This is a genomic window from uncultured Pluralibacter sp. (genome assembly GCF_913775985.1).
Classification (GTDB): Bacteria; Pseudomonadota; Gammaproteobacteria; order Enterobacterales; family Enterobacteriaceae; genus Pluralibacter.
In genome coordinates, this window is record NZ_CAJYMB010000075.1 from 1 (window position 1) to 21,405 (window position 21,405).

Consider the following 21,405-nt stretch of genomic DNA (forward strand, 5'->3'; position numbering starts at 1 on the left):
GTAAAGCAGGTCGTGAAGCTGGCGTATACATGCGTGTTGTTCGTAACACCCTGCTGCGTCGCGTCGTTGAAGGTACTCAGTTCGAGTGCCTGAAAGACACGTTTGTTGGTCCGACCCTGATTGCATACTCTATGGAACACCCGGGCGCTGCTGCTCGTCTGTTCAAAGAGTTCGCGAAAGCGAATGCAAAATTTGAGGTCAAAGCTGCAGCCTTTGAAGGTGAAGTTATCCCGGCGTCTCAGATCGACCGCCTGGCAACTCTGCCGACCTACGAAGAAGCAATTGCACGCCTGATGGCAACCATGAAAGAAGCCGCTGCCGGCAAACTGGTTCGCACTCTGGCTGCTGTACGCGATGCGAAAGAAGCTGCTTAATCGCAGTTATCTTTATCAAGCACTCGCCTACGTATAAACTTATTCTGATATTCAGGAACAATTTAAATGTCTATCACCAAAGATCAAATCATCGAAGCAGTTGCCGCTATGTCCGTAATGGACGTTGTTGAACTGGTATCTGCAATGGAAGAAAAATTCGGCGTTTCTGCTGCTGCTGCTGTAGCTGTTGCTGCTGGCCCGGCTGAAGCTGCTGAAGAGAAAACAGAATTCGACGTAGTTCTGAAAGCTGTTGGCGCTAACAAAGTTGCTGTTATCAAAGCAGTACGTGGCGCAACTGGCCTGGGTCTGAAAGAAGCTAAAGACCTCGTTGAATCTGCTCCGGCCGCTCTGAAAGAAGGTGTGAGCAAAGACGACGCAGAAGCTCTGAAAAAATCTCTGGAAGAAGCTGGCGCTGAAGTTGAAGTTAAATAAGCCAACCCTTCCGGTTGCAGCCTGAGAAATTAGGCTGATGGCTGGTGACTTTTTGGTCACCAGCCTTTTTGCGCTGTAAGGCGCCAGTAGCATTTCACACTGTTTGACTGCTGGTTAGCCTGACAATACTTGTTTCTATCGACGCCTTAATATACCGCGACAGCGCTGCGGGCTCTGTGTAAATCGCGATGAAATGGTTTAAGCGTGATAGCAACAAGTATTGCGGAAAGTATTCAATTTTCCGGTCAACAAAATAGTGTTGCATAAACTGCCCGTCCCGTGGGCAGAGTGGGTCGAAGACTTGTCAGCGAGCTGAGGAACCCTAATGGTTTACTCCTATACCGAGAAAAAACGTATTCGTAAGGATTTTGGTAAACGTCCACAAGTACTGGATGTTCCCTATCTCCTTTCTATCCAGCTTGACTCGTTCCAGAAGTTTATCGAGCAAGATCCTGAAGGTCAGTATGGTCTGGAAGCGGCATTCCGTTCCGTGTTCCCGATCGCAAGCTACAGCGGTAACTCCGAGCTGCAGTACGTCAGCTACCGTCTGGGCGAACCGGTATTTGACGTTAAAGAGTGTCAAATCCGCGGTGTGACCTATTCCGCTCCCCTGCGCGTTAAGCTGCGTCTGGTGATCTATGAGCGTGAAGCGCCGGAAGGCACGGTCAAAGACATTAAAGAACAAGAAGTGTACATGGGCGAGATCCCGCTCATGACCGATAACGGTACCTTTGTTATCAACGGTACCGAGCGCGTTATCGTTTCTCAGCTGCACCGTAGCCCGGGCGTCTTCTTCGACAGCGATAAGGGTAAAACCCACTCGTCGGGTAAAGTGCTTTATAACGCACGTATCATCCCTTACCGCGGTTCCTGGCTGGACTTCGAGTTCGATCCGAAAGACAACCTGTTTGTCCGTATCGACCGCCGTCGTAAGCTGCCTGCTACCATCATTCTGCGTGCGCTGAGCTACACCACAGAGCAGATCCTTGATCTGTTCTTCGAAAAAGTTATTTTCGAAATCCGCGACAACAAGCTGCAGATGGAGCTGATCCCGGAGCGTCTGCGCGGCGAAACTGCCTCGTTTGACATCGAGTCTGACGGTAAAATCTACGTTGAGAAAGGCCGCCGCATCACCGCGCGCCATATCCGCCAGCTGGAAAAAGACGATGTTAAACACATCGAAGTTCCGGTTGAGTACATCGCGGGCAAAGTTGCCGCGAAGGACTACGTCGATACCAATACCGGCGAGCTGATTTGCCCGGCGAACATGGAGCTGAGCCTTGACCTGCTGGCCAAGCTGAGCCAGTCCGGCCACAAGCGTATCGAAACGCTGTTCACCAACGATCTGGATCACGGCCCGTACATCTCTGAGACCGTACGCGTTGACCCGACCAACGATCGTCTGAGCGCGCTGGTAGAAATCTACCGCATGATGCGCCCGGGTGAGCCGCCGACTCGCGAAGCAGCCGAAAGCCTGTTTGAGAACCTGTTCTTCTCCGAAGACCGCTACGATCTCTCTGCGGTTGGCCGCATGAAGTTCAACCGCTCCCTGCTGCGCGACGAGATCGAAGGTTCCGGTATCCTGAGCAAAGACGACATCATTGAAGTGATGAAGAAGCTCATCGATATCCGTAACGGTAAAGGCGAAGTGGATGACATCGACCACCTCGGTAACCGTCGTATCCGTTCCGTTGGCGAAATGGCGGAAAACCAGTTCCGCGTTGGCCTGGTGCGCGTAGAGCGTGCGGTGAAAGAGCGTCTGTCTCTGGGCGATCTCGATACCCTGATGCCGCAGGACATGATCAACGCTAAGCCGATTTCGGCGGCGGTGAAAGAGTTCTTCGGCTCCAGCCAGCTGTCCCAGTTTATGGACCAGAACAACCCGCTGTCTGAGATCACGCACAAACGTCGTATCTCTGCTCTCGGCCCGGGTGGTCTGACCCGCGAACGTGCCGGCTTTGAGGTTCGAGACGTTCACCCGACTCACTACGGTCGCGTGTGCCCAATCGAAACCCCTGAAGGTCCGAACATCGGTCTGATCAACTCCCTGTCCGTGTACGCACAGACTAACGAATACGGCTTCCTTGAAACCCCGTATCGTAAAGTGACAGACGGTGTCGTTACTGACGAAATTCATTACCTCTCTGCTATTGAAGAAGGTAACTTCGTTATCGCGCAGGCGAACTCCAACCTGAGCGACGATAACCGCTTCGTAGACGATCTGGTTACCTGCCGTAGCAAAGGCGAATCGAGTCTGTTCAGCCGCGATCAGGTTGACTACATGGACGTATCCACTCAGCAGGTGGTTTCCGTCGGTGCGTCCCTGATCCCGTTCCTGGAACACGATGACGCCAACCGTGCATTGATGGGTGCGAACATGCAACGTCAGGCGGTTCCGACCCTGCGCGCTGATAAGCCGCTGGTAGGTACCGGTATGGAACGTGCTGTTGCCGTTGACTCCGGCGTTACCGCCGTAGCGAAACGCGGCGGTACCGTTCAGTACGTGGATGCCTCCCGTATCGTTATCAAAGTTAACGACGACGAGATGTATCCGGGCGAAGCAGGTATCGACATTTACAACCTGACCAAATACACCCGTTCGAACCAGAACACCTGCATCAACCAGATGCCGTGTGTCTCTCTGGGCGAGCCGATTGAGCGCGGTGACGTGCTGGCAGATGGCCCGTCCACCGACCTTGGTGAACTGGCGCTGGGCCAGAACATGCGCGTAGCGTTCATGCCATGGAACGGCTACAACTTCGAAGACTCCATTCTCGTCTCCGAGCGCGTGGTTCAGGAAGATCGCTTCACCACCATTCACATTCAGGAACTGGCGTGCGTGTCTCGCGACACCAAGCTGGGGCCGGAAGAGATCACCGCTGATATCCCGAACGTGGGTGAAGCTGCGCTCTCCAAACTGGATGAATCCGGTATCGTTTACATCGGTGCGGAAGTGACCGGTGGCGATATTCTGGTTGGTAAGGTAACGCCGAAAGGTGAAACCCAGCTGACGCCGGAAGAGAAACTGCTGCGCGCCATCTTCGGTGAGAAAGCGTCTGACGTTAAAGACTCTTCCCTGCGCGTACCTAACGGCGTATCCGGCACCATTATTGATGTGCAGGTCTTTACCCGCGATGGCGTGGAAAAAGACAAGCGCGCGCTGGAAATCGAAGAGATGCAGCTCAAGCAGGCCAAGAAAGACCTGTCTGAAGAACTGCAGATTCTCGAAGCGGGCCTGTTCAGCCGTATCTACGCGGTGCTGGTTGCCGGCGGCGTTGAAGCTGAGAAGCTCGACAAACTGCCGCGCGATCGCTGGCTGGAACTCGGCCTGACCGACGAAGAGAAGCAAAACCAGCTGGAACAGCTGGCCGAGCAGTACGACGAGCTGAAGCACGAGTTCGAGAAAAAACTCGAAGCGAAGCGCCGTAAAATCACTCAGGGCGACGATCTGGCACCGGGCGTGCTGAAGATTGTTAAGGTGTATCTGGCCGTTAAACGTCAGATTCAGCCTGGTGATAAAATGGCGGGTCGTCACGGTAACAAGGGTGTTATCTCCAAGATCAACCCGATCGAAGATATGCCGCACGATGCCAACGGTACGCCGGTAGACATCGTACTGAACCCGCTGGGCGTACCGTCTCGTATGAACATCGGTCAGATCCTGGAAACTCACCTGGGTATGGCTGCCAAAGGCATCGGCGAGAAAATCAACGCCATGCTGAAGCAGCAGCAGGAAGTTGCCAAGCTGCGTGAGTTCATCCAGCGCGCCTACGATCTGGGCACTGACGTGCGTCAGAAAGTCGATCTGAACACCTTCAGCGATGATGAAGTGCTGCGTCTGGCAGAAAACCTGCGTAAGGGTATGCCAATCGCAACGCCGGTCTTCGATGGTGCGAAAGAGTCTGAAATCAAAGGGCTGCTGGAGCTGGGCGGACTGCCTGCTTCTGGTCAGATCACCCTGTTCGATGGCCGTACCGGCGAACAGTTTGAGCGTCAGGTAACCGTAGGTTACATGTACATGCTGAAACTGAACCACCTGGTCGACGACAAAATGCATGCCCGTTCTACCGGCTCGTACAGCCTGGTTACCCAGCAGCCGCTGGGTGGTAAGGCTCAGTTCGGTGGCCAGCGCTTCGGTGAGATGGAAGTGTGGGCGCTGGAAGCCTACGGCGCTGCATATACCCTGCAGGAAATGCTGACCGTTAAGTCTGATGACGTAAACGGCCGTACCAAGATGTATAAGAACATCGTTGACGGCAACCATCAGATGGAACCGGGCATGCCGGAATCCTTCAACGTACTGTTGAAAGAAATCCGTTCGCTGGGTATCAACATCGAGCTGGAAGACGAGTAACTCTCGCTCAAACAGGTCACTGGTGCCGGGATAATACCCGGCGCCAGATTGTGCTAACTCCGACGGGAGCAAATCCGTGAAAGATTTATTAAAGTTTCTGAAAGCGCAGACTAAAACCGAAGAGTTTGATGCGATCAAAATTGCTCTGGCTTCGCCAGACATGATCCGTTCATGGTCTTTTGGTGAAGTTAAAAAGCCGGAAACCATCAACTACCGTACGTTCAAGCCTGAGCGTGACGGCCTTTTCTGCGCCCGTATCTTTGGGCCAGTAAAAGACTACGAGTGCCTGTGCGGTAAGTACAAGCGCCTGAAACACCGCGGTGTGATCTGTGAGAAGTGCGGCGTTGAAGTGACCCAGACCAAAGTGCGCCGCGAGCGCATGGGCCACATCGAGCTGGCGTCTCCGACTGCGCACATCTGGTTCCTGAAATCGCTGCCGTCCCGCATCGGCCTGCTGCTTGATATGCCGCTGCGCGATATCGAGCGCGTGCTGTACTTCGAATCCTATGTGGTTATCGAAGGCGGCATGACCAATCTGGAACGCAACCAGATCCTGACCGAAGAGCAGTACCTCGACGCGCTGGAAGAGTTCGGTGACGAATTCGACGCGAAAATGGGTGCGGAAGCTATTCAGGCCCTGTTGAAAAACATGGACCTGGAGCAGGAGTGCGAGCAGCTGCGCGAAGAGCTGAACGAAACCAACTCCGAAACCAAGCGTAAGAAGCTCACCAAGCGCATCAAGCTGCTGGAAGCGTTCGTACAGTCTGGCAACAAGCCGGAGTGGATGATCCTGACCGTTCTGCCGGTTCTGCCGCCAGATCTGCGTCCGCTGGTTCCGCTGGACGGTGGTCGTTTCGCAACGTCAGATCTGAACGATCTGTATCGTCGCGTGATCAACCGTAACAACCGCCTGAAGCGTCTGCTGGATCTGGCCGCGCCGGATATCATCGTACGCAACGAAAAACGTATGCTGCAGGAAGCGGTAGATGCCCTGCTGGATAACGGTCGTCGCGGTCGTGCGATCACCGGTTCCAACAAGCGTCCGCTGAAATCTTTGGCCGATATGATCAAAGGTAAGCAGGGTCGTTTCCGTCAGAACCTGCTCGGTAAGCGCGTTGACTACTCCGGTCGTTCTGTAATCACCGTAGGTCCGTACCTGCGTCTGCATCAGTGCGGCCTGCCGAAGAAAATGGCGCTGGAGCTGTTCAAACCGTTCATTTACGGCAAGCTGGAACTGCGTGGCCTGGCCACCACCATCAAAGCCGCGAAGAAAATGGTTGAGCGCGAAGAAGCTGTCGTTTGGGATATCCTCGACGAAGTTATCCGCGAACACCCGGTACTGCTGAACCGTGCACCTACTCTGCACCGTCTGGGTATCCAGGCCTTTGAACCGGTTCTGATCGAAGGTAAAGCTATCCAGCTGCACCCGCTGGTCTGCGCCGCGTACAACGCCGACTTCGATGGTGACCAGATGGCTGTTCACGTACCGCTGACGCTGGAAGCCCAGCTCGAAGCGCGTGCGCTGATGATGTCTACCAACAACATCCTGTCTCCGGCGAACGGCGAACCAATCATCGTTCCGTCTCAGGACGTTGTACTGGGTCTGTACTACATGACCCGCGACTGTGTTAACGCCAAAGGCGAAGGCATGGTGCTGACTGGCCCGAAAGAAGCCGAGCGTATTTACCGCGCTGGCCTGGCCTCTCTGCATGCGCGCGTTAAAGTGCGTATCACCGAATATGAAAAAGACGCTAACGGCGAATTCGTTGCGCACACCAGCCTGAAAGACACGACCGTTGGCCGTGCCATTCTGTGGATGATCGTACCGAAAGGTCTGCCTTTCACCATCGTCAACCAGGCGCTGGGCAAGAAAGCCATCTCCAAAATGCTGAACACCTGTTACCGCATTCTGGGCCTGAAGCCGACCGTTATTTTTGCTGACCAGACGATGTACACCGGTTTTGCTTACGCAGCCCGTTCAGGTGCATCCGTTGGTATTGATGACATGGTCATCCCGGCGAAAAAATACGAAATCATTAGCGAAGCAGAAGCCGAAGTTGCTGAGATCCAGGAGCAGTTCCAGTCTGGTCTGGTAACCGCGGGCGAACGCTATAACAAAGTCATCGATATCTGGGCCGCGGCGAACGATCGCGTATCCAAAGCGATGATGGACAACCTGCAGACCGAAACGGTAATCAACCGCGAAGGTAAAGAAGAGCAGCAGGTTTCCTTTAACAGCATCTACATGATGGCCGACTCCGGTGCGCGTGGTTCTGCTGCACAGATTCGTCAGCTGGCAGGTATGCGTGGTCTGATGGCGAAGCCGGATGGCTCCATCATCGAAACGCCGATCACCGCGAACTTCCGTGAAGGTCTGAACGTACTCCAGTACTTCATCTCCACGCACGGTGCGCGTAAAGGTCTGGCGGATACCGCACTGAAAACAGCAAACTCCGGTTATCTGACCCGTCGTCTGGTTGACGTGGCGCAGGATCTGGTAGTTACCGAAGACGACTGCGGCACGCTGGAAGGCATCGTCATGACCCCGGTTATTGAGGGTGGTGATGTTAAAGAGCCGCTGCGCGATCGCGTTCTCGGACGTGTGGCAGCAGAAGATATTCTGAAGCCGGGCACCGCCGACATCCTCGTTCCGCGCAACACGCTGCTGCATGAACACTGGTGTGACCTGCTGGAAGCCAACTCTGTTGACTCCGTGAAAGTACGTTCCGTTGTATCTTGCGAAACTGACTTCGGCGTTTGTGCGCACTGCTACGGTCGTGACCTGGCGCGTGGCCACATCATCAACAAAGGTGAGGCCATCGGCGTTATCGCGGCACAGTCCATCGGTGAACCGGGTACACAGCTGACCATGCGTACGTTCCACATCGGTGGTGCAGCATCCCGTGCGGCAGCTGAATCCAGCATCCAGGTGAAAAACAAAGGTAGCATCCGTCTTAGCAACGCTAAGTCTGTTGTGAACTCTGCCGGTAAACTGGTTGTCACCTCGCGTAACACCGAGCTGAAGCTGATCGACGAATTTGGTCGTACCAAAGAGAGCTATAAAGTGCCTTACGGTGCCGTTATGGCGAAAGGTGACGGTGAGCAGGTTGCCGGCGGTGAAACCGTTGCAAACTGGGATCCGCACACCATGCCGGTTATCACCGAAGTGAGCGGTTTCATCCGCTTCACCGACATGATCGACGGCCAGACCATCACGCGTCAGACCGACGAACTGACCGGCCTGTCCTCACTGGTGGTTCTGGATTCCGCAGAGCGTACTACAGGTGGTAAAGACCTGCGTCCGGCGCTGAAAATCGTTGATGCTAACGGTAATGACGTTCTGATCCCGGGCACCGACATGCCGGCTCAGTACTTCCTGCCGGGTAAAGCGATCGTACAGCTGGACGATGGCGTACAGATCAGCTCCGGTGACGCCCTGGCGCGTATTCCGCAGGAATCCAGCGGTACCAAGGATATCACCGGTGGTCTGCCGCGCGTTGCCGACCTGTTCGAAGCTCGTCGCCCGAAAGAGCCGGCAATCCTGGCGGAAATCAGCGGTATCATTTCCTTCGGTAAAGAAACCAAAGGCAAGCGTCGTCTGGTGATTACCCCGGTTGACGGTAGCGATCCGTACGAAGAGATGATCCCGAAATGGCGTCAGCTTAACGTGTTCGAAGGTGAACGCGTTGAACGCGGCGACGTGGTCTCCGACGGTCCGGAAGCACCGCACGACATTCTGCGTCTGCGCGGCGTGCACGCCGTTACGCGCTACATCACTAACGAAGTGCAGGACGTTTACCGTCTGCAGGGCGTTAAGATTAACGATAAGCACATTGAAGTTATCGTTCGTCAGATGCTGCGCAAAGCGACCATCGTTAACGCAGGCAGCTCCGACTTCCTGGAAGGCGAGCAGGCTGAATACTCCCGCATCAAGATCGCTAACCGCGAGCTGGAAGCGGACGGCAAGATTGGCGCTACCTTCGCGCGCGATCTGCTGGGTATCACCAAAGCGTCTCTGGCTACCGAGTCCTTCATCTCCGCGGCATCGTTCCAGGAGACCACTCGCGTACTGACCGAAGCAGCCGTTGCGGGCAAACGCGATGAACTGCGCGGTCTGAAAGAGAACGTTATCGTGGGTCGTCTGATCCCGGCTGGTACCGGTTATGCCTATCACCAGGATCGCATCCGTCGTCGCGCCGCTGGCGAGCCGACTGCTGCACCGCAGGTGAGCGCGGAAGAAGCATCTGCCAGCCTGGCAGAGCTGCTGAACGCAGGTCTGGGTGGTTCTAACAACGACTAATCGTTGACGCACCGCTTAAAAAGCCAGTCAGGTTTCCTGACTGGCTTTTTTATGCGCTTTTTTTTAGCGGCGCGGCTGAAAAAGTGTACGCCAATCAATAAATAAGCACTTTAAAGCCGATATATTCACCAAAGACCTTATTTTAACTGTGCTTATTTGCGCCCGCATGCGTGGCCAGATGCACTTCAGCAGGCTTTGGGGGATATATGGAATTTGCTCTACAGCTCGTCATTGTTTTAATTTGTCTGTTTTACGGAGCCAGGAAAGGCGGCATTGCGCTGGGCCTGCTGGGCGGCATTGGTCTGGTGATTTTGGTGTTTGTTTTTCACCTCAAACCGGGCAAACCGCCGGTTGACGTGATGCTGGTGATTATCGCGGTAGTCGCAGCATCCGCCACGCTGCAGGCCTCCGGCGGGCTCGACGTGATGCTGCAGATTGCCGAAAAGCTGCTGCGCCGCAATCCGAAGTACGTCTCGATCGTCGCGCCGTTCGTCACCTGTACCCTCACCATCCTCTGCGGCACCGGCCACGTGGTGTACACCATCCTGCCGATTATCTACGACGTGGCTATTAAAAATAATATTCGTCCGGAGCGGCCGATGGCGGCCAGCACCATCGGCGCGCAGATGGGCATTATCGCCAGCCCGGTCTCTGTCGCCGTGGTTTCGCTGGTGGCGATGCTCGGCAACTTTACCTTTAACGGCAGGCACCTTGAGTTCCTCGATCTGCTCTCCATTACCATTCCCTCGACGCTGCTCGGCATTCTGGCTATCGGCATTTTCAGCTGGTTTCGCGGCAAAGATCTCGACAAAGACCCGGATTTTCAGGCATTCATCGCCACGCCGGAAAACCGCCACTACGTCTACGGCGATACCGCGACGCTACTCGACCGCAAGCTACCGAAGCGCAACTGGATAGCAATGTGGATCTTCCTCGCCGCCATCGCCGTCGTTGCGCTGCTGGGGGCGTTTTCCACCCTGCGTCCGGCCTTTGACGGCAAGCCGCTGTCGATGGTGCTGGTGATCCAGATGTTTATGCTATTTGCCGGCGCGGTCATTGTGATTGTCACTAAAACCAATCCGGCCTCCATTTCAAAGAATGAAGTTTTCCGCTCCGGCATGATCGCTATTGTGGCGGTGTACGGCATTGCCTGGATGGCGGAGACCATGTTCGGCGCGCACCTTAAAGAGATTGAGGGCGCGCTCGGGCAGATGGTGAAAGAGTATCCCTGGGCCTATGCCATTGTGCTGCTGCTGGTGTCGAAGTTTGTTAACTCTCAGGCCGCAGCGCTGGCGGCCATTGTCCCGGTCGCGCTGGCGATTGGCGTTGATCCCGCCTATATCGTCGCCTCCGCGCCCGCCTGCTACGGCTACTACATTCTGCCAACATACCCCAGCGATCTGGCGGCTATCCAGTTTGACCGCTCCGGCACCACCCGCATTGGCCGCTTCGTCATCAACCACAGCTTTATCCTGCCGGGGCTGATCGGCGTCAGCGTGTCGTGCGTGTTTGGTTGGGTATTTGCGTGGATGTACGGGTTTTTATGATAAAAAAGCGCCCTGCGGGGCGCCTGAGGCAAATATACGTCCTGATTAGAGCTTCGCCAATGCGAGTTTAACCCACCGCCGGCAGCCGCCGATAAAGCTCAATCATATCTCCGGCCAGGTCCTGAATGACCATGGCGTTCATCAGGTGATCCTGGGAATGTACGGTGATCAGGTTCACCGGCAGCTTGCCGGTGCCTTCGTCCAGGCCGATAAGCTGGGTCTGGATAGTGTGGGCCTGCTTGACGTACTCGCGGGACTCGGTCATCGACTGCTCGGCTGCCGCAAAGTCGCCCTTGCGCGCCATTTGCAGGGCGGTGAGGGCGGCGCTGCGCGCTGCGCCGGCGTTGACCAGCAGTTCCATGATGGTGGTTTCTAAATCTTCCACGTTTTACTCCATGAGCTTGAGGGCTTTCTCAAGCACGACGTCGCCTTTCATCATGCCGTAATCCATCATATCGATAACGGCCACTTTCTTGCCCAGCGGCTCCGCTTCGGCCTGCAGCTTGGCCTGCTCGTACTTCACCTGCGGCCCCAGCAGGACAATATCGGCGCTGGCAATGTTGTCTTTAAATTCGGCGACCGGCACGGCTTTAATAGAGGCCTCAATGCCTTTCTTTTGTGCCGCATCCTTCATGCGCTGAACCAGCATGCTGGTGGACATTCCCGCTGCGCAGCATAAAACAATGTTTTTCATAACTTGCCCTCGTGGTCCGTGATGCTCCATGTTTAGCGTGAGGCCCGGCGGGCAACAACCGCTTTGCGGCAATCTTGTGTAAAGCATCACAAAGATAGCCGCAAAAAAATGAAACCGGTTACAGAATTGAAAAAGGAAGGGCGAAGCGGGCTTCTGAAAAGGTCCGATTGAAGCTCCTGGCTGAGCAGAATCGAACGAGAGATTTTCCAGCGCCGCGCAGCCGGTGCAACACTGCGCGGCCTGATTTATTAAGCCGGGTCGCGCCCCAGCCAGCTGTCCCATTCTTTCCACACCGGCTGAAGCCCGCGGGCCGCCAGCGCCTGTGCCACTTCTTCCGGACGTCGCCCGTCGTGGGGGGCAAACTGCTCCAGTTCGGGATGGTCGTCGGCGTAGCCGCCGGGCTGGGTTTTCGAGAAGGCGCTAACGTTATTGATGGCGATCGGCACCACCCGATCGCGGAAGTACGGCGACTCGCGGGTGGAGAGGGACAGTTCCACTTCCGGTGCCAGCAGGCGAAATGCGCAAATGGTCTGCACCAGCTGCTTTTCGCTCATCAGCGACGCGGGCTCGACGCCGCCGGCGCAGGGCCGCAGGCGGGGGAAGGAGAGGGAGAAACGGCTTTTCCAGTATTTCTGCTGCAGCCACAGCAGATGCTCCGCCACCATAAAGCAGTCCACCCGCCAGCTGTCGGACAGGCCAATCAGCGCGCCGAGGCCAATTTTATCGATTCCCGCCCGGCCCAGCCGGTCCGGCGTTTCCAGCCGCCAGAAAAAGTCCTGCTTGTTACCCTTCAGGTGGTGCCTGGCGTACATCGCCTCGTGATAGGTTTCCTGATACACCATCACCCCGTCCAGCCCCAGGGTTTTGAGTTCGGCGTACTCCTCCTGTCCCATCGGCTGAACTTCCATCTGCAGGGAGGAGAAGCGGCGGCGAATGTCGGGCAGGTGACGGCGAAAATAGTCCATGCCCACCTTGCCCTGATGCTCTCCGGTCACCAGCAGCAGGTGCTCGAATCCCATCGCGCGAATGGCTTCGCATTCACGGGCAATCTCGTGTTCGTCGAGGGTTTTGCGCTTGATGCGGTTGCTCATTGAGAAGCCGCAGTAGGTGCAGTCGTTGGCGCACAGGTTGGAGAGATAGAGCGGAACGTAAAAGCTGACAGTGTTGCCAAAGCGCTGGCGGGTCAGTTTCTGCGCCTGCTGCGCCAGCGGTTCGAGAAAAGCCTCTGCCGCCGGCGAGAGCAGCGCCATCAGATCGTCGCGGCTGGTCTGGCGGGCGTTCAGGGCGCGCTGCACGTCGGCGGCGGTTTTGCTGTGGATGCGCAGGCGGATGTCGTCCCAGTCCAGCTGGCGCCAGCGCTCGGTAAAGGTGCTCATGACAGCGTCTCCAGAAATCCGGTCAGCGGGCTGGTGGCCTGCGCCTCCCGGCTAATGGCGCCGGGACCGGCGGCGCGCGCCAGCAGTCCGGCTTCCACCGCCAGGCGAAACGCGGTTGCCATCTGCACCGGCGAATCGGCGACCGCAATAGCGGTATTAACCAGCACTGCGTCGGCACCCATCTCCAGCGCCTGCGCGGCGTGGCTCGGCACGCCGATCCCGGCGTCAACCACTACCGGCACCGAAGACTGCGCGATGATGATGTCCAGCATCGCCCGGGTTTCCAGCCCCTGATTGGAGCCAATGGGCGCGCCCAGCGGCATCACCGCGGCGCAGCCTGCCTCTTCCAGCCGGCGGCACAGCACCGGATCGGCGCCGCAGTAGGGCAATACCACGAATCCCTCTTTCACCAGCAGCTCCGCCGCCTTGAGGGTTTCAATCGGGTCCGGCAGCAGCCAGCGGGCGTCGGGATGGATTTCCAGCTTCAGCCAGCGGGTGCCGAGCGCCTCGCGCGCCAGACGCGCGGCGAAGATCGCCTCTTCGGCTGTTTTCGCCCCGGAGGTATTCGGCAGCAGCGTAACCCCCGCGTCCAGCAGCGGCTGCAGGATCGCGTCGTTATCCTGGCGCAGGTTGACGCGCTTCATCGCCAGGGTTACCAGCTGGCTGCCCGAGGCGCGAATGGCGTCCACCATCAGCGAGGAAGTGGCGAATTTGCCGGTGCCGGTGAACAGATGGGAATCAAACGTTTTATCGGCAATGCGTAACATGGTTAACCTCCGGCAATAACCTGAAAAAGCAGCAGGGCGTCGCCCTCCTGCAGAATGTGCTGCGCCCACTGCGCGCGGGGGACGATCTGCTGATTAATTGCCAGCGCGACGCCGGGCTTATCGTGATCCAGTTCGACCAGCAGGGCGGCGGCGCTGAGCCCTGATTCGCAGGTGCGGGCCTCGTCGTTAATGAAGATTTGCATGGCGTCCTCCGCAAACCGGGCAGTCCGGCGACGGCGTCAGGGAGAGCTGGCGCCAGCTGCCGGCGCGGGCGTCGAACAGCCGCAGCGTATTGCGCGGCGTATCCATGCCGCTCAGCAGCTTGACCGCCTCCAGCGCCTGGAAAGTACCCATTATGCCGACCACCGGGCCCAGTATTCCCGCAGTGCGGCAGTTGAGTGCCGGCTCGCGATCGTCCGGCCACAGGCAGCGGTAGCAGCCCTGCGCCCACGGCGGCGTCAGCACCATCAGCTGGCCGCCGAACCCGACGGCGCTGGCGGTGATAAGCGGCGTGTCGCTTATCACGCAGGCGCGGTTAATGTCCTGGCGGGTTAGCATATTGTCGGTGCAGTCGAGCACCAGATCCGCCTGTGCCACCTGTTCTCCGAGCGCGCTCCCCGCCAGCTTCTGGCGCAGGGCGATAATTTTAATTCCCGGGTTAAGCTGCGCCAGACGCCGCCTGGAGCGCTCGGCCTTCGGCTGATTCAGGTCATCCTCGGTAAACAGAATTTGCCGCTGCAGATTGCTGATGTGCACGCTGTCGTCGTCCGCCAGCACCAGTGTGCCGATCCCCGCCCCGGCCAGATACAGCGCCGCCGGCGATCCCAGACCGCCGAGGCCGACAATCAGCACCCGGCTTGCCAGCAGCCGCTGCTGGCCGTCAACGGCGATATCCTCCAGCAGGATCTGCCGGCTGTAGCGCATAAAGTCGGCATCATTCATTGCCCGCTCCCGCCATCTCCAGCAGCTGCGCGGTAGCCAGCTGCCAGTCCGGGGCCTGCGTGATGGCGCTTACCACCGCAATGCTGCCCACGCCAGTCGCCAGCACGTCCGGCGCCCGGTCGATGCTGATGCCGCCGATGGCGACCGTCGGGTAATCTTTCAGTCGCGCAACGTGTGCCGCCAGCTGCTGCAGCCCCTGCGGGGCGGAAGGCATCTGCTTGGTCCGGGTGGGAAAAACGTGGCCGAGGGCGATATACGAAGGCTTCGCCGCCAGCGCTACGTCAATTTCCATATCGTCGTGGGTGGAAACCCCGAGCCGCAGCCCGGCTTGGCGAATGGCCGCCAGATCGGTGGTCTCAAGATCTTCCTGCCCGAGATGCACGCCCCAGGCGCGGTGCTTAATCGCCAGCCGCCAGTAGTCGTTAATAAACAGCCGGGCGCGATACTGCTCCCCGAGGCGGATCGCGCGGATAATATCGCCCTCCACCTCGTCGTCGCGGCGGTCTTTGATCCGCAGCTGGAGGGTTCTCACGCCCGCGTCCAGCAGGCGTTCAATCCACTCTACGCTGTCCACCACCGGGTAGAGTCCCAGGCGGCGCGGCACCGGGGGAAAATCAGGCTGGTACATCAGACCTCCTCGCGTTTCAGATAAATGTCGCCGCCCCGGGCGCGAAAGTTGTTCGACATGTCCGCCATGCCCACTTCAATCACCTGCTTCGCCGCGTAGTCCCGCACCTCCTGACTTATTTTCATCGAGCAGAACTTCGGCCCGCACATCGAGCAGAAGTGCGCCACTTTCCCGGACTCCTGGGGCAGGGTTTCATCGTGATAGGCGCGGGCGGTGAAGGGATCGAGTGCAAGGTTGAACTGGTCTTCCCAGCGGAATTCGAAGCGGGCTTTCGACATGGCGTTATCGCGGATTTGCGCTCCGGGATGGCCTTTCGCCAGGTCCGCGGCGTGGGCGGCAATCTTGTAGGTAATGAGTCCCTGCTTAACGTCTTCTTTGTTCGGCAGGCCCAGGTGTTCTTTCGGCGTGACGTAGCAGAGCATCGCGCAGCCGAACCAGCCGATCATCGCCGCGCCGATGCCGGAGGTGAAGTGATCGTAGCCCGGCGCGATGTCGGTCGTGAGCGGCCCCAGAGTGTAGAACGGCGCTTCGTGGCAGTGCTCCAGCTCTTCAGTCATATTTTTGCGGATCATCTGCATCGGGATATGCCCGGGGCCCTCAATCATCACCTGAACGTCGTACTCCCAGGCCACTTTAGTCAGCTCCCCGAGAGTGTGCAGCTCGGCGAACTGCGCCTCGTCGTTGGCGTCCTGAATGGAACCGGGGCGCAGCCCGTCCCCGAGGGAGAGCGCCACATCGTAGGCGGCGCAGATTTCGCAGATTTCGCGAAAGTACTCGTACAGGAAACTCTCCCGGTGGTGCGACAGGCACCATTTCGCCATGATGGAGCCGCCGCGGGAGACAATGCCGGTCAGCCGCCTGGCGGTCATCGGTACGTAGCGCAGCAGCACCCCGGCGTGAATGGTGAAGTAGTCCACGCCCTGTTCCGCCTGCTCCAGCAGGGTGTCGCGAAACGCCTCCCAGGTCAGATCTTCGGCGATGCCGTTTACCTTCTCCAGCGCCTGATAAATCGGCACCGTACCGATGGGTACCGGGCTGTTGCGTAAAATCCACTCCCGGGTTTCGTGAATATAGCGGCCGGTGGAGAGATCCATCACCGTATCCGCGCCCCAGCGGGTGGACCATACAAGCTTCTCAACCTCTTCTTCGATAGACGACGTCACCGCCGAATTACCTATATTGGCGTTCACCTTCACCAGAAAGTTGCGGCCGATAATCATCGGCTCGGACTCGGGATGGTTAATATTGGACGGGATAATCGCCCGCCCGGCCGCCACTTCATCGCGTACGAACTCCGGGGTAATGTTTTCCGGCAGCCGCGCGCCGAAGCCCTCGCCGGGGTGCTGCTGGCGCAACACGTCGGCGCGGATACGCTCGCGGCCCATATTTTCGCGGATGGCGATAAAGGCCATTTCCGGCGTGACGATCCCCTTGCGGGCGTAGTGCAGCTGGGTCACGCATTTGCCGGGGAGGGCGCGCCGGGGCGTAAGCTGGCCCGCAAAGCGCAGCGCGTCCAGTCCGTCGTCCGCCAGCCGGGCTTTGGTGTAGCTGGAGCTGCGCTCGCCGAGCGTCTCGCAGTCCTGCCGGCCGTCGATCCACGGCTGGCGCAGCCGGGAAATACCCTTGCGCACGTCGATGGTAATCGCCGGATCGCCATAGGGGCCCGAGGTGTCGTACACCGGAATGGCTTCGTTCTCTTCATATTGCGGGTTGTCGCTGGAGCCGCCAATAAGCGTCGGGCTCAGCTGGATTTCGCGCATCGGCACGCGAATATCGCTCTGCTCGCCGGAGATATAGATCCGCTGCGAGTTGGGAAAGGCGGTACCCTCCAGCGAGTCGATAAAACGCTGGGCTTCTGCACGCTGTTCGCGGCGGGTGGTTTTAACGGTAGACATAGCGCATTCCAAATGTGAGTAAGAAATGGCTTGTCAGACGACGGATGAACAAAGAGGGATCGTCACGGCGACGATGGTAAAGCAGGTAACTCTTGTTCCCTTACGCAGGTATTAGCCTGATCAGGTTCCGCGGATCCCGAATTAACGGTCTCAGCCCAAATGGGCACTCCGACAAGATAAAGCCCCGATAAAAATATGGGGCAGAAAGGTAAACTACGCGTTAATCAGCAAGAACTCAAGCGGGGCGGGCGACGTTATCGTCATCGTTTGCGCTGTGCTGGGCGCTATCGAGCGCCAGGGTGATGAGGCGGTCTTCCAGCGTAAAGCGGGCGGCAAGCGCTTCGCCGAGGGCGGAGAGCGCGGGCTGAAACGCCATGCAGTTATCGTCGTCTATCGCCTGCTCAAGATTGCTGTCATAAATATCCATAATTTGTTGCGTGTTGTCATTGAGCTGCGGATAGATGCGGGAGACGGCTACACTAAGACTTTCATCTTTCAATTTCGCGACGATGCGTTCATAAAGATTGAAGTGGCAGGCCGAAAGATAGTCCACCAGACGGTGGCAAAAATCGTCCAGCGCTTTTTCATTCAGGCTGATATAGGCCGTTTTGCCTGGGGTCATTCCCGCCAGGTTATAGTATGAAACCAGCAGCTGCTTGCGCACCTGTAGCCAGCTGTCGACGAGGTGGTGGCTGCCGCCAACGCGCTCTTTCAGACGTTCTAACTGGTTCAGCATGGGTGGACTCCGACGTTAAGAAGAGAAAATGGCGCATCAAAATGTAAATAAACTGTTAACCACAGTGCCAGTGAAGCCAAGGTAGTGCAATAGATATGGATCGTATAATTGAAAAACGAGATCGCGGCTGGTGGATCGTTAGCCGTGAACAGAAATTATGGCTGCCGGGAGGAGAATTGCCACTCGGCGAGGCGGGCGAATTTGGCGTGGTGGGTCAGGCCGCGATGCAGATAGGCGAATGGCAGGGCGAGCCGGTTTGGCTGGTCCAGCAGGGGCGGCAGCACGATATGGCTTCCCTGCGCCAGCTGCTGAACTGCGATGTCGGGCTTTTTCAGCTCGCCGGGCGCGGCGTGCAGCTTGCCGAGTTTTACCGCTCGCACAAATTCTGCGGCTACTGCGGCCACGAAATGCACCCCGGCAATACCGAATGGGCGATGCTGTGCGGCAACTGCCGCGAGCGCTACTATCCGCAGATAGCGCCCTGCATCATTGTCGCCATCCGCCGGGATGACGCTATCCTGCTGGCCCAGCACACCCGCCACCGCAACGGCGTTCACACCGTGCTGGCGGGCTTCGTTGAGGTCGGCGAGACGCTGGAGCAGGCCGCGGCGCGGGAAATCATGGAAGAGAGCGGCATCAAAGTGAAGAACCTGCGCTATGTTACCTCCCAGCCGTGGCCCTTCCCGCAGTCGCTGATGACCGCATTTATGGCCGACTATGACAGCGGTGAGATCGTTATCGATCAGAAAGAGCTTCTCCACGCCGACTGGTACCGCTACGACGATCTTCCAAAACTTCCGCCGCCGGGCACCGTGGCGCGCCGGCTTATCGAAGATACCGTGGCGATGTGTCGGGCAGACGCGGAGTGACGTGCTAAACTGGCGCGATAAATGATCAGGGAATATGAAAATGACCGACTTAAAAAACGATCGTTACCTGCGCGCGCTGCTGCGCCAGCCTGTTGACGTAACTCCCGTCTGGATGATGAGACAGGCAGGCCGCTATTTGCCGGAGTACAAAGCCACCCGCGCGCAGGCCGGCGACTTTATGTCGCTGTGTAAAAACGCCGAGCTGGCCTGCGAAGTCACTCTCCAGCCGCTGCGCCGCTTTCCGCTGGATGCGGCGATCCTCTTTTCCGATATTCTGACTATCCCTGATGCCATGGGACTCGGACTGTACTTTGAAACCGGCGAAGGGCCGCGCTTTACCTCGCCGGTGCGCAGCAAAGCAGATGTCGAGAAGCTGCCGGTTCCCGATCCGGAACAGGAGCTGGGCTACGTGATGAATGCCGTACGCACCATCCGCCGCGAGCTGAAAGGCGAGGTGCCGCTGATTGGTTTCTCCGGCAGCCCGTGGACGCTGGCCACCTACATGGTGGAAGGCGGCAGCAGTAAAGCCTTTACGATGATTAAAAAGATGATGTACGCCGAACCCGCGGCGCTGCATCTGCTGCTGGATAAGCTGGCCCAGAGCGTCATCCTGTATCTCAACGCGCAGATCCGCGCGGGCGCCCAGTCGGTCATGATTTTCGACACCTGGGGCGGCGTGCTGACCGGGCGCGACTACCAGCAGTTCTCTCTCCAGTACATGCATAAAATTGTCGACGGCCTGCTGCGTGAAAACGACGGCCGCCGGGTGCCGGTAACGCTGTTTACCAAAGGCGGCGGCCAGTGGCTGGAAGCGATGGCCGCAACTGGCTGCGACGCGCTGGGCCTCGACTGGACCACCGACATCGCCGACGCGCGCCGCCGGGTGGGCGATAAAGTGGCGCTGCAGGGCAATATGGATCCTTCCATGCTCTACGCGCAGCCCGCCCGCATCGAAGAGGAAGTAGCCTCCATTCTGGCCGGGTTTGGCCCGGGCGAAGGGCACGTATTCAACCTCGGGCACGGCATTCACCAGGACGTACCGCCGGAGCACGCCGGCGCGTTTGTGGACGCCGTACACCGCCTGTCCGCGGCGTACCACCGGTGATGGATCTCGCGGATCTTCGCCATCAGCAGCTTAGCCTCGCGGATTCGACGATCCGCGAGGATCGCTTTATCGTCGATCCGCCGCGGCTTATCGGCGGCGCCGACGTCGGCTTTGAGCAGGGCGGAGAGATCACCCGCGCGGCGATGGTGCTGCTGAGCTACCCGCAGCTTGAGCTGGTGGAGTATCAAATCGCCCGCATTCCCACCACCATGCCGTACATACCCGGCTTTCTCTCGTTTCGCGAGTACCCCGCGCTGCTGAAAGCGTGGCAGATGCTGTCCCAAAAGCCGGATCTGCTGTTCGTTGACGGCCACGGCATTTCCCATCCGCGGCGGCTGGGCGTCGCCAGCCATTTTGGCCTGCTGGTGGACGTGCCCACTATCGGCGTGGCGAAGAAGCGGCTGTGTGGTAAGTTCGAGCCGCTGGGCCCGGAACCCGGCGCGCTGGCACCGCTGATGGACAAAGGCGAGCAGCTGGCCTGGGTGTGGCGCAGCAAAGCGCGCTGCAATCCGTTGTTTATCGCCACCGGCCACCGCATCAGCCTCGACAGCGCCCTGGGCTGGGTGCAGCGCTGCACCCGCGGCTACCGCCTGCCTGAGCCAACGCGCTGGGCCGACGCGGTGGCGTCAGGGCGTCCGGCGTTTCAGCGCTGGCAAGCAATTCAGCCCTGATTCAGGTAAACTTCTGCTAATTCACGATTCGAGATCCCATCATGTTACAAAACCCGATTCATCTGCGGCTGGAGAAGCTTGAGAGCTGGCAGCACGTCACCTTTATGGCCTGCCTCTGCGAGCGCATGTATCCCAATTACGCCATGTTTTGTCAGCAGACCGAATTTGCTGACGGCATGCTCTATCGTCGGATCCTCGATCTGATTTGGGAAACTCTGACCGTTAAGGATGCGAAGGTGAACTTCGACAGCCAGCTTGAGAAGCTGGAAGAGGCGATCCCGTCCGCGGATGATTTCGATATGTACGGTGTTTATCCCGCCATTGACGCCTGCGTGGCCCTGAGCGAATTACTGCACTCGCGCCTGAGCGGTGAAACCCTTGAACATGCGATTGCGGTCAGCGACTCGTCTATTACCACCGTGGCAATGCTGGAAATGACCCACGCCGGTCGCGAAATGAGCGACGAAGAGCTGAAAGAAAACCCTGCCGTTGAGCAAGAATGGGACATTCAGTGGGAGATTTTCCGCCTGCTCGCCGAGTGCGAGGAGCGCGACCTTGAATTGATAAAAGGTCTGCGTGCGGACCTTCGGGAAGCGGGCGAGAGCAATATCGGTATAAATTTTCAGCAGTAAGACCGTAAAACGTGACATTCAGTCTGAATTGTCGTGCCTGAAGGCTTCACATCTGCCCCCCGTCTGGTCTACATTTGGAGGGC

18 protein-coding genes and 1 riboswitch are annotated in these 21,405 nt (G+C 57.9%); of the genes, 9 read left to right on the forward strand and 9 right to left on the reverse strand.

All coding sequences use genetic code 11. From position 1 onward, the window contains the following. From rplJ to QZ766_RS07880, 5 genes are all read left to right on the forward strand, one after another. Positions 1-374, forward strand: a 374-nt coding sequence (rplJ, locus tag QZ766_RS07860) for a 50S ribosomal protein L10 (protein WP_297199800.1), incomplete at its 5' end; no start/stop codon positions are given. 66 nt (positions 375-440) lie between these two features. Then, the gene (gene rplL / locus QZ766_RS07865) at positions 441-806 is read left to right on the forward strand and encodes a 50S ribosomal protein L7/L12 (protein ID WP_297199803.1); all 366 of its coding nucleotides are present in this window, start codon (positions 441-443) and stop codon (positions 804-806) included. Between the two features lie 325 nt (positions 807-1,131). Next, the gene (gene rpoB / locus QZ766_RS07870; RefSeq protein WP_297199807.1) at positions 1,132-5,160 is read left to right on the forward strand and encodes a DNA-directed RNA polymerase subunit beta; all 4,029 of its coding nucleotides are present in this window, start codon (positions 1,132-1,134) and stop codon (positions 5,158-5,160) included. A gap of 76 nt (positions 5,161-5,236) precedes the next feature. Next, positions 5,237-9,460, forward strand: coding sequence for a DNA-directed RNA polymerase subunit beta' (gene rpoC / locus QZ766_RS07875; protein WP_297199809.1), 4,224 nt, complete (start codon positions 5,237-5,239; stop codon positions 9,458-9,460). Positions 9,461-9,666: 206 nt separating this feature from the next. Further along, positions 9,667-11,007 (forward strand): anaerobic C4-dicarboxylate transporter, encoded by a 1,341-nt coding sequence (locus QZ766_RS07880; RefSeq protein ID WP_297199811.1) that lies wholly within the window; start codon positions 9,667-9,669, stop codon positions 11,005-11,007. Between the two features lie 67 nt (positions 11,008-11,074). On the opposite strand, the gene QZ766_RS07885 is transcribed toward QZ766_RS07880, so the two are convergent. The 9 genes from QZ766_RS07885 to rsd all read right to left on the reverse strand — a co-directional run bounded on the left by QZ766_RS07885 (position 11,075) and on the right by rsd (position 18,045). Continuing rightward, positions 11,075-11,392 carry a PTS lactose/cellobiose transporter subunit IIA gene (locus QZ766_RS07885; RefSeq protein WP_297199814.1) on the reverse strand — a complete coding sequence of 106 codons (318 nt, stop codon included), beginning with the start codon at positions 11,390-11,392 and terminating at the stop codon, positions 11,075-11,077. 3 nt (positions 11,393-11,395) lie between these two features. Next, entirely contained in the window at positions 11,396-11,701 is a 306-nt protein-coding gene (locus QZ766_RS07890) for a PTS sugar transporter subunit IIB (RefSeq protein WP_297199817.1), read from the reverse strand. A 248-nt stretch (positions 11,702-11,949) separates the two neighbouring features. Continuing rightward, on the reverse strand, positions 11,950-13,077 hold the full coding sequence (gene thiH, locus QZ766_RS07895; RefSeq protein WP_297199820.1) for a 2-iminoacetate synthase ThiH: 1,128 nt from the start codon (positions 13,075-13,077) through the stop codon (positions 11,950-11,952). Beyond that, complete coding sequence (thiG, locus tag QZ766_RS07900) at positions 13,074-13,844, reverse strand: thiazole synthase (protein WP_297199823.1); 771 nt, start codon at positions 13,842-13,844, stop codon at positions 13,074-13,076. Before thiG ends, thiH begins: the two co-directional genes overlap by 4 nt. Before the next feature lie 2 nt (positions 13,845-13,846). Further along, complete coding sequence (thiS, locus tag QZ766_RS07905) at positions 13,847-14,047, reverse strand: sulfur carrier protein ThiS (RefSeq protein ID WP_297199826.1); 201 nt, start codon at positions 14,045-14,047, stop codon at positions 13,847-13,849. Continuing rightward, on the reverse strand, positions 14,031-14,786 hold the full coding sequence (locus QZ766_RS07910) for a HesA/MoeB/ThiF family protein (protein WP_297199829.1): 756 nt from the start codon (positions 14,784-14,786) through the stop codon (positions 14,031-14,033). Before QZ766_RS07910 ends, thiS begins: the two co-directional genes overlap by 17 nt. Next, entirely contained in the window at positions 14,779-15,414 is a 636-nt protein-coding gene (gene thiE / locus QZ766_RS07915; RefSeq protein ID WP_297199833.1) for a thiamine phosphate synthase, read from the reverse strand. Before thiE ends, QZ766_RS07910 begins: the two co-directional genes overlap by 8 nt. Beyond that, complete coding sequence (gene thiC, locus QZ766_RS07920; RefSeq protein WP_297199835.1) at positions 15,414-17,309, reverse strand: phosphomethylpyrimidine synthase ThiC; 1,896 nt, start codon at positions 17,307-17,309, stop codon at positions 15,414-15,416. Before thiC ends, thiE begins: the two co-directional genes overlap by 1 nt. A gap of 79 nt (positions 17,310-17,388) precedes the next feature. Next, a riboswitch (TPP riboswitch) is annotated at positions 17,389-17,490 on the reverse strand. 54 nt (positions 17,491-17,544) lie between these two features. Further along, entirely contained in the window at positions 17,545-18,045 is a 501-nt protein-coding gene (gene rsd / locus QZ766_RS07925) for a sigma D regulator (RefSeq protein ID WP_297199838.1), read from the reverse strand. Between the two features lie 95 nt (positions 18,046-18,140). On the opposite strand from rsd, the gene nudC reads away from it, so the two are divergent. From nudC to QZ766_RS07945, 4 genes are read left to right on the forward strand one after another with little or no spacing between them, the layout of a single operon-like run. Further along, positions 18,141-18,914, forward strand: coding sequence for an NAD(+) diphosphatase (gene nudC, locus QZ766_RS07930; protein ID WP_297199840.1), 774 nt, complete (start codon positions 18,141-18,143; stop codon positions 18,912-18,914). A 40-nt stretch (positions 18,915-18,954) separates the two neighbouring features. After that, positions 18,955-20,019: a uroporphyrinogen decarboxylase gene (gene hemE, locus QZ766_RS07935; RefSeq protein ID WP_297199842.1), complete on the forward strand. Its 1,065-nt coding sequence runs from the start codon at positions 18,955-18,957 to the stop codon at positions 20,017-20,019. Continuing rightward, complete coding sequence (gene nfi, locus QZ766_RS07940) at positions 20,019-20,690, forward strand: deoxyribonuclease V (protein WP_297200012.1); 672 nt, start codon at positions 20,019-20,021, stop codon at positions 20,688-20,690. The genes hemE and nfi overlap by 1 nt, the downstream gene beginning before the upstream one ends. Positions 20,691-20,731: 41 nt before the next feature. Further along, positions 20,732-21,322 carry a YjaG family protein gene (locus QZ766_RS07945; RefSeq protein ID WP_297199845.1) on the forward strand — a complete coding sequence of 197 codons (591 nt, stop codon included), beginning with the start codon at positions 20,732-20,734 and terminating at the stop codon, positions 21,320-21,322. The last annotated feature ends 83 nt before the right edge of the window (positions 21,323-21,405 follow it).

Coding starts and splice junctions, on each gene's coding strand:
- rplL (WP_297199803.1), top strand. CDS start 441: ATGTCTATCACCAAAGATCAAATCATCGAAGCAGTTGCCGCTATGTCC.
- hemE (WP_297199842.1), top strand. CDS start 18,955: ATGACCGACTTAAAAAACGATCGTTACCTGCGCGCGCTGCTGCGCCAG.
- nfi (WP_297200012.1), top strand. CDS start 20,019: ATGGATCTCGCGGATCTTCGCCATCAGCAGCTTAGCCTCGCGGATTCG.
- thiS (WP_297199826.1), bottom strand. CDS start 14,047: ATGCAAATCTTCATTAACGACGAGGCCCGCACCTGCGAATCAGGGCTC.
- thiE (WP_297199833.1), bottom strand. CDS start 15,414: ATGTACCAGCCTGATTTTCCCCCGGTGCCGCGCCGCCTGGGACTCTAC.
- QZ766_RS07910 (WP_297199829.1), bottom strand. CDS start 14,786: ATGAATGATGCCGACTTTATGCGCTACAGCCGGCAGATCCTGCTGGAG.
- thiG (WP_297199823.1), bottom strand. CDS start 13,844: ATGTTACGCATTGCCGATAAAACGTTTGATTCCCATCTGTTCACCGGC.
- rsd (WP_297199838.1), bottom strand. CDS start 18,045: ATGCTGAACCAGTTAGAACGTCTGAAAGAGCGCGTTGGCGGCAGCCAC.
- rpoB (WP_297199807.1), top strand. CDS start 1,132: ATGGTTTACTCCTATACCGAGAAAAAACGTATTCGTAAGGATTTTGGT.
- QZ766_RS07890 (WP_297199817.1), bottom strand. CDS start 11,701: ATGAAAAACATTGTTTTATGCTGCGCAGCGGGAATGTCCACCAGCATG.
- thiC (WP_297199835.1), bottom strand. CDS start 17,309: ATGTCTACCGTTAAAACCACCCGCCGCGAACAGCGTGCAGAAGCCCAG.
- thiH (WP_297199820.1), bottom strand. CDS start 13,077: ATGAGCACCTTTACCGAGCGCTGGCGCCAGCTGGACTGGGACGACATC.
- QZ766_RS07880 (WP_297199811.1), top strand. CDS start 9,667: ATGGAATTTGCTCTACAGCTCGTCATTGTTTTAATTTGTCTGTTTTAC.
- QZ766_RS07945 (WP_297199845.1), top strand. CDS start 20,732: ATGTTACAAAACCCGATTCATCTGCGGCTGGAGAAGCTTGAGAGCTGG.
- nudC (WP_297199840.1), top strand. CDS start 18,141: ATGGATCGTATAATTGAAAAACGAGATCGCGGCTGGTGGATCGTTAGC.